The sequence below is a fragment of the Caulobacter flavus genome (assembly GCF_003722335.1).
Taxonomy (GTDB): Bacteria; Pseudomonadota; Alphaproteobacteria; order Caulobacterales; family Caulobacteraceae; genus Caulobacter; species Caulobacter flavus.
The window spans coordinates 1007356-1023022 of the sequence record NZ_CP026100.1; the positions used below are offsets into that span (position 1 = coordinate 1007356).

The 15667-nt window shown below is 70.2% G+C and carries 14 protein-coding genes; 7 read left to right on the top strand and 7 right to left on the bottom strand.

Annotated features, from left to right (window positions below; genetic code table 11):
* Window positions 1–7: 7 nt before the first annotated feature.
* Together C1707_RS04805 and C1707_RS04810 are read right to left on the bottom strand one after the other, a co-directional pair.
* A complete protein-coding gene (locus tag C1707_RS04805; RefSeq protein ID WP_101713540.1) occupies window positions 8–649 on the bottom strand; it encodes a 3-oxoacid CoA-transferase subunit B in 642 nt (213 codons plus the stop codon).
* A complete protein-coding gene (locus C1707_RS04810) occupies window positions 649–1359 on the bottom strand; it encodes a CoA transferase subunit A (protein WP_101713541.1) in 711 nt (236 codons plus the stop codon). Before C1707_RS04810 ends, C1707_RS04805 begins: the two co-directional genes overlap by 1 nt.
* Before the next feature lie 135 nt (window positions 1360–1494).
* Between C1707_RS04810 and kefF the strand changes: the two genes are divergently transcribed.
* From kefF to C1707_RS04825, 3 genes are read left to right on the top strand one after another with little or no spacing between them, the layout of a single operon-like run.
* Window positions 1495–2061 carry a glutathione-regulated potassium-efflux system oxidoreductase KefF gene (kefF, locus tag C1707_RS04815; RefSeq protein WP_101713542.1) on the top strand — a complete coding sequence of 189 codons (567 nt, stop codon included), beginning with the start codon at window positions 1495–1497 and terminating at the stop codon, window positions 2059–2061.
* Window positions 2062–2064: 3 nt separating this feature from the next.
* A complete protein-coding gene (locus C1707_RS04820) occupies window positions 2065–4026 on the top strand; it encodes a monovalent cation:proton antiporter-2 (CPA2) family protein (RefSeq protein WP_101713543.1) in 1962 nt (653 codons plus the stop codon).
* 50 nt (window positions 4027–4076) lie between these two features.
* Window positions 4077–4823 carry a DUF6065 family protein gene (locus C1707_RS04825; protein ID WP_101713544.1) on the top strand — a complete coding sequence of 249 codons (747 nt, stop codon included), beginning with the start codon at window positions 4077–4079 and terminating at the stop codon, window positions 4821–4823.
* A gap of 156 nt (window positions 4824–4979) precedes the next feature.
* On the opposite strand, the gene C1707_RS04830 is transcribed toward C1707_RS04825, so the two are convergent.
* Entirely contained in the window at window positions 4980–6128 is a 1149-nt protein-coding gene (locus C1707_RS04830; RefSeq protein ID WP_101713545.1) for an acyltransferase family protein, read from the bottom strand.
* A 117-nt stretch (window positions 6129–6245) separates the two neighbouring features.
* Here C1707_RS04830 and C1707_RS04835 point away from each other — a divergent pair, with 117 nt between their 5' ends.
* Window positions 6246–7274, top strand: a complete 1029-nt coding sequence (locus C1707_RS04835) for a LacI family DNA-binding transcriptional regulator (RefSeq protein ID WP_101713546.1) — start codon at window positions 6246–6248, stop codon at window positions 7272–7274.
* 31 nt (window positions 7275–7305) lie between these two features.
* Here C1707_RS04835 and C1707_RS26020 read toward each other — a convergent pair whose 3' ends face one another.
* Together C1707_RS26020 and glmM are read right to left on the bottom strand one after the other, a co-directional pair.
* A complete protein-coding gene (locus tag C1707_RS26020) occupies window positions 7306–7458 on the bottom strand; it encodes a hypothetical protein (RefSeq protein WP_164467283.1) in 153 nt (50 codons plus the stop codon).
* 161 nt (window positions 7459–7619) lie between these two features.
* Complete coding sequence (gene glmM, locus C1707_RS04840) at window positions 7620–8966, bottom strand: phosphoglucosamine mutase (RefSeq protein WP_101713547.1); 1347 nt, start codon at window positions 8964–8966, stop codon at window positions 7620–7622.
* Window positions 8967–9174: 208 nt separating this feature from the next.
* On the opposite strand from glmM, the gene glmS reads away from it, so the two are divergent.
* The 3 genes from glmS (at window position 9175) to C1707_RS04855 (ending at window position 13009) form a co-directional block, all read left to right on the top strand.
* Complete coding sequence (glmS, locus tag C1707_RS04845; protein WP_101713548.1) at window positions 9175–10995, top strand: glutamine--fructose-6-phosphate transaminase (isomerizing); 1821 nt, start codon at window positions 9175–9177, stop codon at window positions 10993–10995.
* Between the two features lie 68 nt (window positions 10996–11063).
* A complete protein-coding gene (locus C1707_RS04850; protein WP_101713549.1) occupies window positions 11064–12053 on the top strand; it encodes a DUF1176 domain-containing protein in 990 nt (329 codons plus the stop codon).
* Window positions 12050–13009, top strand: coding sequence for a DUF1176 domain-containing protein (locus tag C1707_RS04855; RefSeq protein ID WP_101713550.1), 960 nt, complete (start codon window positions 12050–12052; stop codon window positions 13007–13009). The genes C1707_RS04850 and C1707_RS04855 overlap by 4 nt, the downstream gene beginning before the upstream one ends.
* Here C1707_RS04855 and C1707_RS04860 read toward each other — a convergent pair.
* Together C1707_RS04860 and C1707_RS04865 are read right to left on the bottom strand one after the other, a co-directional pair.
* A complete protein-coding gene (locus C1707_RS04860; RefSeq protein ID WP_101713551.1) occupies window positions 13006–14364 on the bottom strand; it encodes a metallophosphoesterase in 1359 nt (452 codons plus the stop codon). The genes C1707_RS04855 and C1707_RS04860 overlap by 4 nt on opposite strands.
* A 207-nt stretch (window positions 14365–14571) precedes the next feature.
* On the bottom strand, window positions 14572–15570 hold the full coding sequence (locus tag C1707_RS04865; RefSeq protein WP_101713552.1) for an aldo/keto reductase: 999 nt from the start codon (window positions 15568–15570) through the stop codon (window positions 14572–14574).
* Window positions 15571–15667 lie beyond the last annotated feature (97 nt).

A 15667-nucleotide genomic window follows, 5' to 3' on the forward strand; every position in this document is an offset into this window, starting at 1 on the left:
GAGGGATTCAGACCGCCACCTCGAACGCCGCCTCGGTCTTGGCCTTGACCTCGTCGGCCGTGACGCCGGGGGCCAGTTCGATCAGCTTCACCGGGGTCTTGCCGCGGTTGATCTCGAAGACGCCCAGTTCGGTGATCAGCAGGTCGACGACGCCGGCGCCGGTCAGCGGCAGCGAGCATGCCTTGAGCAGCTTGGGCGCGCCCGACTTCTCGCAGTGGTCCATGACCACGACCACGCGCTTGACGCCGGCCACCAGGTCCATGGCGCCGCCCATGCCCTTGACCATCTTGCCGGGCACCATCCAGTTGGCCAGGTCCCCGCCTTCCGAGACCTGCATGCCGCCCAGGATCGACAGGGCGATGTGGCCGCCGCGGATCATGGCGAAGCTGTCGGCCGAGCTGAAGTACGAACTCGAATCCAGCTCGGTGATCGTCTGCTTGCCGGCGTTGATCAGGTCGGCGTCTTCCTCGCCCTCGTAGGGAAAGGGACCCATGCCCAGCATGCCGTTCTCGCTCTGCAGCGTCACGTGCATGCCCTCGGGGATGTAGTTGGCCACGAGGGTCGGGATGCCGATGCCCAGGTTGACGTAGAAGCCGTCGCGCAGCTCCTTGGCGGCGCGGGCCGCCATCTCGTCGCGGGTCCAGGCCATTACGCTTGTTCCTTCTGGCGAGTGGTCACGCGCTCGATGCGCTTCTCGAACTTCGCGCCCTTGATCAGGCGATCGACGAAGATGCCGGGCGTGTGGATGTTGTCCTTGTCGAGCGCGCCGATCTCGACCAGCTCCTCGACCTCGACGACGGTGGCCTTGCCGGCCGTGGCCATCATCGGATTGAAGTTCCGGGCGGTCTTTCGATAGACGAGGTTGCCCTCAGCGTCGGCCTTCCAGGCCTTGACGATGGAAAGGTCGGCGGTCAGGCCGCGCTCCATCACGTACATCTCGCCGTCGAACTCGCGGACTTCCTTGCCCTCGGCGACGAGGGTGCCGTAGCCGGTGCGCGTGAAGAAGGCCGGGATGCCCGCGCCGCCGGCGCGGATGCGTTCGGCCAGCGTGCCCTGCGGATTGAACTCCAGTTCGAGCTCCCCGCTCAGGTATAGCTGTTCGAACAGCTTGTTCTCGCCCACATAGGACGAGACCATCTTCTTGATCTGACGGTTCTCCAGCAGGATGCCCAGGCCGAATCCGTCGACCCCGCAGTTGTTGGAGATGACCGTGAGGTCCTTGACCCCCGTTTCGCGGATCGCCGCGATCAGGTTTTCGGGAATGCCGCAGAGACCAAAGCCCCCCGCCATGATGGTCATGCCGTCGAACAGCAGACCGGCCAACGCTTGCGCGGCGTCGGATTTCACCTTGTCGACCATGCTTCCTCCCGGAGCGACGTTCGCCGACTGCTCTCGCCCGCCGGCCGGAGAAATTCAAGCCTTGATGAATAAATTTTCCCGTCACGCGATTACGGTAGGCGACCGAGCGTGACGATCGAGCCTAGCACCCCGAACATGACGCCCGCCACCGCCGGCGCCCTCCTGACCCTGGCCCATCCGGCGCTTGAGCGATCGCGCGCCAATCGCGTGCTGGCCAAGGCGGCCAAGGCCCTTTCCGGCGTCACCTTCCACGACCTGTACGAGACCTATCCGGACTTCTCGATCGACATCGAGGCCGAGCAGCAGCGGCTCGTCGACCACGACATCATCGCCCTGCAGTTCCCGCTGTTCTGGTACTCGCCGCCGGCCCTGATGAAGGAGTGGCTGGACCTGGTCTGGCTGCACGGCTTCGCCTACGGCCTGGGCGGCGACGCCCTGGCGGGCAAGCGCCTGTTCGTGGCCTGCACCACCGGCGGCCCGGCCCAGGCCTACCACGCCAAGGGCTACAACCGCTTCACCCTGGACGAATTCCTGCGCCCGCTGGAGCAGACCGCCTATCTGTGCGGCATGGTCTGGGAGACGCCGTTCGTGGTGCACGGCGCGGCGATGAAGGACGACGAGCAGCTGAAGGCCGAGGCCCTGCGCTACCAGGCGCGGATGTCGGCCCTGCTGGCCGCCGACCACGCGGCCGAAGGAGCGTAAGGCATGGAACCGTTCCTGAAGCAGACCCTCGTCTATCTGGGCGCCGCGGTGATCTCGGTGCCGATCGCCAAGCGCCTGGGGCTGGGCTCGGTGCTGGGCTACCTGATCGCCGGCGTGCTGATCGGCCCGGCCATGCTGTCGCTGGTGGGCGAGCAGCACGACGTCATGCGCTTCGCCGAGTTCGGCGTCGTCATCCTGCTGTTTCTGATCGGCCTGGAGGTGCGCCCCTCGACCCTGTGGGAGATGCGCAAGACGATCTTCGGCCTGGGCGGCGCCCAGGTGGTGGGCACGGCCCTGGCCGTGGCCGCCGTCGGCTACCTGCTGAGCCTGCCGTGGCAGACGGCCCTGGCCGTGGGCCTCGTCCTGGCCATGTCGTCGACCGCCATCGTGCTGCAGACCCTCGACGAGAAGGGCCTGCGCCAGGGTCCGGTCGGCCGCGCCGCCTTCGGCGTGCTGCTGCTGCAGGACCTGGCGGTGATCCCGATGTTCGCCCTGCTGCCGCTGCTGGCCACGGTGGCGCCCGACGTCCATGCGGGCGACGCCGGCGGTCACGGGGCCAGCCTGATCTCGCACCTGCCGGCCTGGGCCCAGGGCCTGGCCGTGCTGGGCGCGGTGGGCGTGGTGGTCGGCAGCGGCCGGTTCGTCGTGCGGCCGATCTTCCGCTTCATCGCCGAGGCCCGCCTGCGCGAGATCTTCACCGCCGCGGCCCTGCTGATCGTGGTCGGCGTCGCGGGCCTGATGCAGTCGGTGGGCCTGTCGCCGGCCCTGGGCGCCTTCCTGGCCGGCGTGGTGCTGGCCGAGAGCGAGTTCCGCCGCGAGCTGGAGACCGACATCGAGCCGTTCCGCGGCCTCTTGCTCGGCCTGTTCTTCATCACCGTCGGCGCGGGCATCGACCTGACCCTGATCGCCCGCCAGCCGCTGACCCTGATCGGCCTGGTGCTGGGCCTGATGGTCCTGAAGTTCGCGGTGATGTTCGGGATCGCCCGCATCGCCGGCGCGCAAGGGCGCAGCGCCGCCGCCGTGGCCACCGCCCTGGCCCAGGGCGGCGAGTTCGCCTTCGTGCTGCTGAGCTTCACGGTCGGCGCCGGCGTCATCGGCGCGGACCTGGCGGCCCTGCTGACGGCCACGGTCGCGGTGTCCATGGCCCTGACTCCGGTGGCGATGATCCTCTACGAGCGCATCGCCGAACTGATGAACGCCGCCATCGCCGACGTCGATGCGGAAGCGCCGAACTTCGACGAAGGCGAGCCCGACATCATCATCGCGGGCTTTGGTCGCTTCGGTCAGATCACCGGCCGCCTGCTGCAGGCCAACGGCTTCAAGTCGACGGTTCTGGACAGCGACATCGAGCAGATCGAACTGCTGCGGCGCTTCGGCCGGCGGGTGCACTACGGCGACGCCACGCGCCTCGATCTGCTGCGCGCCGCCGGCGCCGAGCACGCCCGCATGCTGATCGTCGCCCTGGACGACCGCGAGAAGACCGCCGAACTGGTGGAGACCGCCCGCAAGGCCTTCCCCAACCTGATCATCCTGGCCCGCGCCTGGGACCGCCGCCACGCCTACGACCTCCTGGCCAACGGCGCCGACGCGGTCGAGCGGGAGAGCTTCGAGGCGGCCCTGGCCCTGGGCTCGACCGCGCTGCAGAAGCTGGGCTTCCGGGCGCACAAGGCCTATCGCGCCACCTCGTTCTTCCGTCGCCACGACCGCAAGACCTTCGAGGACCTCAAGCCGATGTGGGGCCAGGAAGAGGCCTATATCCTGGCCTCGCGCGACGCGGCCCAGACCATGGACCGGCTGCTGGCCGCCGACCTGGCGCGCATGCGTCCGGGCGAGGCCGGCGGGGCCTGGGACACGGCCGCCCGCGACGAGGAGTTGCGCAAGCTGGCCCAGCGCCAGGGGCGGTCGGGGGGCGAAGCCGAGCCGGCCGAGGCCGACGGCTGGACGGGAACGCCTCCGCAGGGCTAGAGCAGGACAAAGGGCCGGGTTCGGCGCGATAAAGACGGGAAAGAAGCGGCATGTATCTGGAGTGCTATCCCACCGAGAGCCGGCCGCCGGAAATCGTGCCGGGGCGCCCGCAGCGGGCCTGGATGGACAACTTCGCCGACCGCCACCCCTATCGCTGCCTGCCGCTGACCATGGCCAACACCACCGGCTGGGAGATCCTGTGCCCGGTCGGCTTCGAGGCCACCTGGAACGGCGGCATCCACCAGAACGACATCACCTTCAAGGCCGACCACCCGCATCCGGGCTTCGACGACTTCGTCAAGTCGCACTTCTCGCGCGGGACGATCACCTTCCACACCGGCTACCTGTTCCGCACGCCGCCGGACTGGCTGATCTGGACCATGGGTCCGCCCAACCACATCAAGGACGGCATCCAGCCGCTGGCCGGCCTGGTCGAGACAGACTGGCTGCCCTTCCCCTTCACGATGAACTGGGTGTTCACCCGCCCCGGCACGGTGAAGTTCGCCAAGGGCGAGCCGTTCTGCTTCATCACCATGATCCAGGACAAGCCGCTGGAGACGGTGCAGCCGGTCATCCGGCACTTCAACTCCAACCCCGACATGCGCAAGCAGTACGACGTCTGGGCCGAGAAGCGCGGCGAGTTCAACGCCCGCATCGCCGCCCGCGACCCGGCCGCCACCAAGGAGGCCTGGCAGCGCTTCTACTTCAAGGGCGAACTGCCCGAGGAGATCGAGGCCCCCGCGCCCAAGGGCCACGTCAACAAGCGCCGCCTGAAGGCCCCGAAGATCGGGTTCTGATCCCATCTCTCCCGTCATTCCCGCCCTTGTGGCGGGAACCTCTGGGTCCGCCCGCAGGTGAGGCGTAAGCGGATCGCCAGCGATCCGCCCTCCCTGCCCTTGCGGCTAAAGAGGGGTTCCCGCCACAAGGGCGGGAATGACGGGCGTTTAGGGAGATCAGGCCCGACGCAGCAGCCTGCCCGCCAGCCAGCGCCGCACGGGCTCGTCGTAGAGCTTGAGGCTGACCCAGGCGATCGCCACCGCCGCCACGAACACCCCGGCGCCGACCACCGCCCCCTGGGCGGCGGGGATCTTATGGTCCACCACCCAGGCGGTGTAGACGTAGATCAGCGGATAGTGGGTGATGTAGAGCGGGTAGGACATGTCGCCGAAGAAGCGGGCGACGCGCACGCTGGGGCCGGTCGCGTCCTTCTCGCCGGCGCCGATGGCGACGATCAGCGGGAACAGCACGATCACGCAGGCCGCCTCGTACAGGCCGTTGACCCACAGCCGCCCGGTTCCGCCGAAGCGCGGCAGCGACAGGGCCGCGATCAGCAGCAGGCTGCAGAGCAGGAAGGCGTGGCGGACCTTGATGCGCTTGCCCAGCCGCATCAGCAGCACGCCGGCGAAGAACGGGAACATCACCCGGGTCAGGCCGATCTGGATCCCCTTGGCGTCCAGCGCCCAGCCGCCGATGACATCGCCGCGCGGGCCCAGCACCAGCAGGCCGACCAGCGCCAGGGCCGAGACGGCGACCAGCGCGGCCAGCCAGCGGATCGGCAGCTTCCGCAGGCCGACGGCGTAGAGGATGTTGGCGACGTACTCGTAGAACAGCGACCACTGCGGGCCGTTCAGCGGATAGATCTCGCCCCAGCCGCGGATCTCGGCCGACGGGATCAGCGGGATCATCACGAAGCTCAGCAGCATCACGCCGATCACCTGCCAGGTGGTGACGGTCTCGAGCCTGGGGAACATCGGCGAGTGCTGGAACGCCAGCAGCGCCGCGCCGATCAGGCCGCCGATGACGATCATCGGCTGCAGCCGCACCAGGCGCCGCTTGTAGAACTGCCACTGGCTCATCTGGCCGCCCCAGCGGTCGTCGTAGGCGTAGGCCACGACGAAGCCCGACAGCAGGAAGAAGAAGTCCACCGCCAGGTAGCCGTGGTTGATGATCTGCTTGTGCGGACTGCCGCCGGAATAGGCCTCGAACAGGTGGAAGGCCACCACCATCAGGGCGGCCACGCCCCGCAGGCCGTCCAGGACGACGTAGTGGCTCTTGGCGGGCGCGGTGGCGTTGGTCGAGGTCGCGGCGGCGGAAGACGTCATGGGCAAGCTTCGCTGATGATGAGTCGCGTCGAAGGGTTGTTAGGTTTATCGTTAAACTACAACCCTCTTTCCGAACGGCGTTCGCGTCGCGCCTCGGGAGCCAGCGGAGCCAGGATCATGCAACGCGCCAGGCGCCCCCGCGAGAAGGCCCGGGTGACGATCAAGGACGTGGCGGCGCGGGCCGGGGTCTCGGCCATGACCGTCTCGAACGTCTTCAACGGCACGGGCAAGTTCAGCCGCGAGACCCGCGAGCGGGTGATGGCGGCCATCGCGGCGCTGGGTTACGTGCCCAGTTCGGCCGCCCGGCGGCTGGTCGGCGCGGCGCCGGCGCGGGTGGGGCTGCTCTATGCCGGGGTCGACAGCATGTTCATCCACGCCGTGCTGGCCGCCGCCGCCGTGGCCAGCGCCGAGCGCGGCCTGCAGCTGATCACCCGCAAGGCCGGCTCGCCCGGCGAGGCCCTGGAGGTCGCCCGGTCGCTGCAGCGGTCCGGAGCCGACGCCCTGCTGCTGCTACCGCCCTTCGACACCGTGCTGAGCGGCTCGCCCGGCTTCGCGGCCCTGGGCCTGGCCGCCGCCTCGATCGCCACCGCCGCGCCCCTGCCCGACATGATCACCGTGCGCATCGACAACCGCGCCGCCTCGCACGCCGTCACCGCGCGGCTGGCCGCCAAGGGCCGGCGGCGCATCGCCGTGATCGCGGGCCCGCAGGACCATTCCGACAGCGCCGAGCGCTTGGAGGGCTGTCGCCAGGCTCTGGCCGCGCACGGCCTGCCGCTGCCGGACGAGCTGGTGATCGAGGGCCGCTTCACCTTCGAGTCGGGCCTTGCGGCGACCGAGCGGCTGCTGGCCCTGCCCGAGCCGCCCGACGCCATCGTCGCGGCCAATGACGACATGGCGGCCGGCGCCCTGTGGGTCGCCCATCGGCGGGGGCTTTCCCTGCCCCGCGACCTGGCCGTGGCCGGCTTCGACGACACCCTGCTGGCGACGCGCGTCTGGCCGCCCCTGACAACCGTGCGCCAGCCGATCGACCGGATGACCGGCCGGGCTCTGGACCTGCTGCTGGAGGCCTTGCGTCAGCCGCCCGGGACGACGGCGCCGGCCGACGTTCTGGAAGCCTATGATCTGGTGGAGCGCGCCTCGGCCTGAGACCGGCGCGGAAAAAACCTCTCGGCCGTGCTCAGAGGTTCAGCAGCAGGCGGCTGGCGCCATAGGCCGTGGCCAGCCAGAACAGCGCGCTGAACGCGCCGCCGAACAGCATCGCCCGACGGAACTCGCGGCTGTGCAGGAGGCCGGGCGCGGCGGGGGGCCGCGAACCATGCGTATGGAACACCTTGGGTTTCCTCCGTGGCTCGGCGCTGTGGGGGCTCGCGCCGTTAACCACGGGACGACGATGTCACGAAACTGACGAAACACAACCTGAGCCGTCGCCTTTTAGGCGGGTTTCGGCCGCCTTTTCGCCCGAATTCGTGCAGGCACACGGAATATTCGTGCTCAGACGGCCTTCACCGCGGCGGCGATGTCGCCGACCACCTTGCGCACCAGGGCCGGGTCGTCGCCCTCGGCCATGATGCGGATCAGCGGCTCGGTGCCCGAGGCGCGCACGACGATGCGGCCATTGCCGTTCAGCCGGGCCTCGCCGTCGGCGATGGCCTCCTTGACGGCCTTGGCCTCCAGCGGCTTGCCGCCGGCGAAGCGGACGTTCTCCAGCAGCTGCGGCAACGGCTCGAACTGGCGGGCCAGGGCGCTCATCGGGCGCCCGCTCTCGACCATCACCGCCAGCACCTGCAGGGCCGCGATCAAACCATCGCCGGTGGTCGAGAAGTCCGACAGGATCAGGTGGCCCGACTGCTCGCCGCCGACGTTGAAGCCCCCCTCGCGCATGCGCTGCATGACGTAGCGGTCGCCGACCGAGGTGCGCTCAAGCGTCAGGCCCAGGGTCGCCAGCTGGCGCTCGAGGCCGAGGTTCGACATCACCGTGGCCACGACGCCGCCGGCCTTCAGCGTGCCGGCCCGGGCGAAGGCGCCGGCGATGATGGCCATGATCTGGTCGCCGTCGACGACGAGGCCCTTCTCGTCGCAGATCACCAGGCGGTCGGCGTCGCCGTCGAGGGCGATGCCGATGTCGGCGCGGTAGTCGCGCACCAGCTTGGCCATCGCGTCCGGATGGGTCGAGCCGCATTCCTCGTTGATGTTGGTGCCGTCGGGCGTCACGCCCAGGCTGATGACCTCGGCGCCCAGCTCGTAGAGGGCCGTCGGGGCCACCTTGTAGGCCGCGCCGTTGGCGCAATCGATGACGATGCGCAGGCCCGACAGCGACAGGTGACGCGGGAAGGTCGCCTTGACGATCTCGACGTAGCGGGCCTGGGCGTCGTCGATGCGCTTGACGCGGCCCAGGTCGCGCGGGGCGGCGAGGCCTTCCTGCAGGCCCTCGTCCATCAGGGCCTCGATCTTCAGTTCCTGCTCGTCCGACAGCTTGTAGCCGTCGGGGCCGAACAGCTTGATGCCGTTGTCGGCGAAGTTGTTGTGGCTGGCGCTGATCATGATGCCGAGGTCGGCGCGCATCGAGCGGGTCATCATCGCCACGGCCGGGGTCGGCAACGGGCCGAACAGCCGGACGTCCATGCCCACGCTGGTCAGGCCCGCGACCAGGGCCGGTTCGATCATGTAGCCCGACAGCCGGGTGTCCTTGCCGATCACCACCAGATGGCGGCGGTCGTCCTGCGAGCGGAACAGCTTGCCGGCCGCCAGGCCGACGCGCAGGGCGACTTCGGCGGTCATCGGGTGCTTGTTGGCCTGGCCGCGGATGCCGTCGGTGCCGAAATAGGCGCGCTTGCTCATGGTGATCGTCTTCGTCGCTATGCGGGTCGCTGTGTGAATCGTAGCGACGCCCATATAGAGCGTCTTCGAAGTCTCGTACGGACCGCGAAACGATCCGAAATGCAGATTTACGTCGCCCGTCCCTGCACGAGTGCTAAAGGCCGCGCTCGAAATATCCCGTGCTGGTAGCAATAGTCCTCCAGGCGCGTTCTACAAAGGATCATGTCCCATGTGCGGCATCATCGGCATCGTCGGTAAGGCCCCCGTCGCCGAGCGTCTGGTCGAGAGCCTCAAGCGGCTCGAATACCGGGGCTACGACTCCGCCGGCGTGGCGGGCGTGGTCGGCGGCGGCGTGGAGCGCCGTCGCGCCAAGGGCAAGATCAAGGCTCTCGAAGAGGTGCTGGCCGCCGAGCCGCTGGTCGCCACCACCGGCATCGGCCACACCCGCTGGGCCACCCACGGCGCGCCCAACGTCGCCAACGCCCACCCCCACCGCGCTGGTCGCGTGACGCTGGTGCACAACGGCATCATCGAGAACTTCGCCGAGCTCAAGGCCGAGCTGGCCGCCGCCGGCCGCACCTTCGAGAGCGACACCGACACCGAGGTGATCGCCCACCTGATCGACGCCGAGCTGGCCACCGGCCTGGCGCCGCTCGACGCCTTCAAGGCCACGCTCGATCGCCTGACCGGCGCCTACGCCCTGGCCGTGCTGATCGAGGGCGCCGACAACCTGGTGCTGGGCGCCCGCCGGGGCAGCCCCCTGGTGGTGGGCGAGGGCCAGGGCGAGATGTTCCTGGGCTCGGACGCCCTGGCCGTCGGTCCGTTCACCAACCGGGTGATCTATCTCGACGAGGGCGACTACGTGGCCCTCGACCACGACGGCGCCAAGATCTTCGACGCCTCGGGCGCGGCGGTGACCCGTCCCGTGCGCGTGGTGCCGACCAGCGCGGTGATGATGGAGAAGGGCGCCTACCGCCACTTCATGGAAAAGGAGATCCACGACCAGCCCGAAGGGTGCCAGCGCACCATCGCGGCCTATGTGGACGCCCTGACCAGCCGCACCGCCATTCCCGGGGACGTCGACTGGGCCAAGCTGGAGCGGATCCAGATCGTCGCCTGCGGCACCTCCTACATCGCCGGCGTCGTCGGCAAGTACCTGATCGAGCAGCTGGCCGACCTGCCGGTCGACGTCGAGATCGCCTCGGAGTTCCGCTACCGCCAGCCAGCCCTGCGGCCGGGCGCGCTGGTCGTGGCCATGTCGCAGTCGGGCGAGACCGCCGACACCCTGGCCGCCCTGCGCTACTGCAAGGCCAAGGGCATGAAGAGCGCCGTGGTGGTCAACGCCACGGAATCGACCATGGCCCGCGAGGTCGACGTGGTCTGGCCGATCCACTGCGGTCCCGAGATCGGCGTGGCCTCGACCAAGGCCTTCACCGCCCAGGTCAGCGTGCTGACCGCCATCGCCGTGGCCGCCGCCAAGGCGCGCGGGACGATCGACGCGGCCGAGGAGCAGCGGCTGGTGAAGGTGCTGCTGGAGGCCCCGCGCCTGATCGCCGAGGCCATCCACCTGGAAGGCGCGATCAAGGAGATCGCCGCCGACGTGGCCAAGGCCCGCGACGTCCTCTATCTGGGCCGCGGCCCGATGTCGGCCCTGGCCCTGGAAGGCGCGCTGAAGCTCAAGGAGATCAGCTACATCCACGCCGAGGGCTACGCGGCCGGCGAGCTGAAGCACGGCCCGATCGCCCTCGTGGACGACAAGACCCCGATCGTCATCCTCGCGCCCCACGACAGCTGGTTCGAGAAGTCGGCGTCGAACATGAGCGAGGTCATGGCGCGCGGCGGCCAAGTGATCTTCATCACCGACACCGAGGGCGTGAAGCACGCCCCCGAGGGCGCCAAGGTGGTGGTCACCGCCCCGGCCAGCGACCCGCTGGTCTCGACCCTGGTGATGTCGGCCCCGATCCAGCTGCTGGCCTACCACGTGGCCGTCATCAAGGGCGCCGACGTCGACCAGCCCCGCAACCTGGCCAAGTCGGTGACGGTGGAATAGCTCCACACGCTTGACGGCGCGCGCCGCGCCAGCACTCTACCTTCGGGAAGCGTTCGGGGCGTGCGTCGATGTTTTCAAGAGTCTGGCCGGCGTTGGCGCTGGCGGTCGGCGTCGTCGCGGCGAGCCCGCCCGCGCGCGCCGATGACTGGGCGTTCGAGAAGGACCGCTGGTTCGCCGCCTGCGACGGTGCTTCTACCTGCACCGCCTGGGCCATAGGCGGCGGCGGCTCCGGCCACGTCATCCTGGTCGAGAAGGCGAACGGCGAGCGCGCCCTGACCATCGGGGCCCCGCGCGGAGAGGTCGCGAACCGAAACCGGCCGGTCGCCTTCCGGATCGACGTGACTAGCCGACAGGGCCAGCCCCCGTGGGCTCGCCTCGTCACCGGCCTCGACCCCGACGAGCGATGGCTGGTCTTCCGCACCGCCGACCCCGCGACGATCGACGCCGCCCTCCGCGCCATTGAGGCGGGGGACCGGCTTCGGGTCAGGGTCGAGGGACGCCCGGAATTCGCCGCCCAGATCCCTCTCGCGGGGGCGACGGCGGCCCTGGCCTGGATCCGCGGCCACGACCGGCGCGATGCGGACCGCGCCGCCGTCAGCCGCGCCCCGGCCGTGTCGCAGGCCGACCTGCCTCGAACCCCGCCGCCCCTCGCCTTCGCCAATTACGACGAGGGCTGCCCACCGGGCCAAGGCGGCGTGCAAGCCGCCAGGCTGGCCCCCGGCAAGGTGCTTTGGATCGGAACCTGCGGCTCGGGATACAATCACGACGCCGTGCTGGCGCTGACCGACGAGGCCGGCGCCGTGCTGCCCCTGGCGACGCCGACCGCCCCGGACAGCGAACCACCAGCCCACAACCTGGCCTACGATCCGGCGACCAGACTGCTCAGCGCCGTCTCCTACGCCAGCGCGGGCCGGGACTGCGGCGAGGCGCTACGCTGGGCGTGGGACGGCGCGGCCTTCCACCTCGTCGAGCGGGCGGAACTAAGAGGCGACTCCTGCCAGGGCGTGACCGAGAAGGACTGGCCGGTGCTGTACCGCGCCCGGATCGTGGATCGATGACGAGCAAGACCCTGCTAGCGGCGCTGCTGGCACCCGTCTTCCTGTTCGGCGCGGGAAGCGCCCGCGCGGCCGAAGCCTTCGACGCCGGCAACTGGCGCGGCCTGTGCGACGCCGTCGGCTGCTCGACCTGGGGCGCGGGCGAGACCTTGGCCAAGCCCGGCTACGTGCTGCTGGTCGAGACCCCGAACGGACGCCGGCTGGTGTTCGGGGCCCACGTGCGCACCCTGCGCCCGTCCGGCGGCCAGCTCAGGATCGAGATCGCCGACAAGTCCGGCGCGATCCTGTGGTCGTCGACCCTGCCCGGCCGCGCCGACCGCCCCTCCACGCGAACCGTGATCTATGACGACGCCGAGATCGAGCGCGTGCTCGACGCCCTGGCGACCGGCGCCAGCCTGAAGCTGGGCCTGACCTCGGATCCCTGGCCGGCGGCGACCATCGCCCTGAAAGAGGCCGCAGCGGCCCTGGCCTGGTCACGGGCCAAGCCCGGCGTAGCCGCCTCGCCGCCCATCGTCAGCCGTCCGCCCGCGCCGCCCTGGGCCAGCGTGCCGCCGACCCCGCCCGAAGTAGCCAAGGCCTGCGAGGCCCTGTCGGAGTTCGCCACCATCCGCCTGGCGTCCGACAAGATCCTGTGGGTTTCGAACTGCAGCGGCGCGTCGATCAACGAGGACGCCAAGCTGCACCTGACCGACGCGAGCGGTCGCCTGCTGCCGCCGCCGGCCTTCGGCGACGGCCCCGGCGGCATCGACCCGGAGCTGACCAATGTCACCTACGACTACCAGACCCGGGTGCTGAGCGCGCGGTTCCGCGAGAGCCGCTACGGCGGCTGCGGACAGCGGCGCGACTGGGTCTGGGACGGCGAACGCTTCGCCCTGATCCGCGACGCCTCGGCCGACTGCATCGGCATGGACGAGGCCGACTGGCCGACGTCGTTCCGCGCCGTGGTCGAGGAGCGCTAGCCCGCCGCCAGCTCGGCCAGGATCGACGGCTTCACCTTCAGGCCGGTGTCGCTGAACGACAGGTCGTCGCGGCCGAAATACTCGTGCTGACGACCGGCGCACCAGTCGGTGGTGACGACGGTCAGGTGGGTCTTGTCGGGACGGGTGGGACCGCTGGCGTAGGCGAAGTCGCCGGTCAGCCGGTCGAACGGGAAGCCCCGGTCCTGGTCGGTGCGCGTGAGGATGTCGGCCAGGGTCCTGGCGTCGACCTGGGCCTTCACGATCCTGCCCTCAAAGCGCACCACCGCGTCGTAGGCGTAGCGGGTCAGCTCGCCGGCCGGCAGGCCCATGCCAAGGGTGGTGTGGCCCATGAAGCCGATGTCGGCGCCCGCGGCCCGGGCCATCAGGCCGGCGACGTGGCGGCCGGTGTCGCCCAGCGACAGCGCCTTGGGGATCCTGGCGACCACCGCCCGCTCCTCGGGCGTCAGGGTGGCGGCGAGCGTGTCCCTGACCTGCCGCGCCAGGGCCGGGTCGGCCGGGCCGCGCGGATCGACGACCACGCGGGAGATGCGGATCGGCTCGGCCTTGCGGGCGCGGTCGATCGTGGCCACCGTCAGCGGCTGGCCCCAGGCGCCGGTGTGGACGTAGCGGCTGGTCCCCTGGGCGTGCTCCACCGTCACGTGGTTGTGGCCGCCCAGGAACAGGGTGCGCTCGGGCAGGCCGGCCAGCAGCGGCCGGTCGGCGGGCAGGCCCGCATGGCTCATCACCACCAGCATGCCGTCCTGGGGCGGCGCGGCCGGCAGGTTGGCCTGCGCCCATGCCGTCGGGGCCGGGATGGCCAGGTCCGGGCGGATCGCCTTGGGATAGGTGTCGATCGAGTTGGTGGCCCAGCCGATCAGGTGGACCGGGAAACCGAGGTCGAGCGTGGCGCGCGAGGAGGCGACGGGCGCGCCGGTGCGCTTGTCGACGATGTTGCTGATCACGGTGATGCCCAGCGCCCGGGCGCGGTCGGCGGCGGCGGCGATGTCCTCGACCAGGTCGGCGTCGTGATTGCCGATGTTGATCACCGTCGGCGCCAGCTTGGCGACCGCCTCCAGGAACGCCCAGTCGAGGGCGCCGTCGGTGCGCTTGGCCACGACGTTGCCGGCCTCGAACAGGTCGCCGTTCAGCAGGATCAGGCTGGGGGCGGCGTCGCGGCGAACGATGCGGCGCATGGCCTCCAGCAGCGCCGGGGTGATCCCGTAGGCCGAGTGCAGGTCCGACAGCATCAGCACCTTGGCCCGGCCGACGGCCGCGCCGGCGTTCGAGCCGAACGAGAGGGCCATGGTCGCGGCCGCGCCACCGCCCAGCACCGTGCGCCGATTGAAACCGTTCATGCCGAACCTCCGATGGCCTCAGCGCCCTGCCTAGAGCGCGCCGGGCGTCGAGGAAACCGTTGAACGGACGTCGAGGCCGAAAAGGGCGGGCGCGCCCTGCGTCCTTCGAGGCTCGGCTACGCCTCGCACCTCAGGATGAGGAGACCTGCACACTGGAATCGTCATCCTGAGGCGCCCGCGAAGCGGGTTCGAAGGACGCACTGCCTCTCACTTCTCGCTGTCGAGGTGGGCCATCATCGCGGCGGCGTAGCGCTCGCCGGCCGCCGCGCCCTTGGGCACCGCCGCCTCGATGGCGACAAGGTCGTCCGCCGACAGCACGACGTCGAGCGCGCCCAAGGCCTCGGTCAGGCGATCCCGACGACGCGCCCCGACCAGCGGGACGATGTCGTCGCCGCGCGAGGCGACCCAGGCGATGGCGATCTGGGCCACCGAGACACCCTTCTGTTCGGCCACCGCGCGCAGGGTCTCGACCAGAGCCAGGTTGCGATCGAGGTTCTCGCCCTGGAAGCGCGGCGAATAGACCCGGAAGTCGCGGGCGCCGCGCTGGGCGTCCTTGCTCCAGTGGCCGCTGATCAGGCCGCGCGACAGCACGCCATAGGCGGTGAGGCCGATGCCGAGCTCGCGCAGGGTGGGCAGGATGGCGTCCTCGATCCCGCGCGAGAGCAGCGAGTATTCGATCTGCAGGTCGCAGATCGGCGCCGTGGCGGCGGCGCGGCGGATGGTCTCGGCGCCCACCTCAGACAGGCCGATGTGGCGGATGTAGCCGGCGTCGCGCAGCTCGGCGAGGGCGCCGATGGTGTCCTCGATCGGCACGTCGGGGTCGAGGCGCGAGGGCCGGTAGACGTCGATATGGTCCACCCGCAGGCGGCGCAGCGAATAGGTCACGAAGTTGCGGATCGCCTTGGGCCGGCTGTCGAAGCCCAGGAAGGCCCCGTCGGGACCGCGCAGGGCGCCGAACTTGACGCTGATCACGGCCTTGTCGCGATCCTGGCCCTGCAGGGCCTGCGCGATCAGCATCTCGTTGTGCCCCATGCCGTAGAAGTCGCCGGTGTCGAGCAGGGTGACGCCGGCCTCCATGGCCGCGTGGATGGTGGCGATGGCCTCGGCGCGGTCGGCGGGGCCGTAGAGGTCGTCGGACATCCCCATGCAGCCGAGGCCGAGGGCCGAGACGGCGGGACCGGTGGTTCCGAGCTTGAGCGTGCGCATGACGGTTCTCCTGTCGGCGGCCGGGGGAGGGCCGCGGGTGTTGGACAAGCCGACTATGACCTCGCGCGACCTGTGCGATAATCCGGCCGACGGCGCA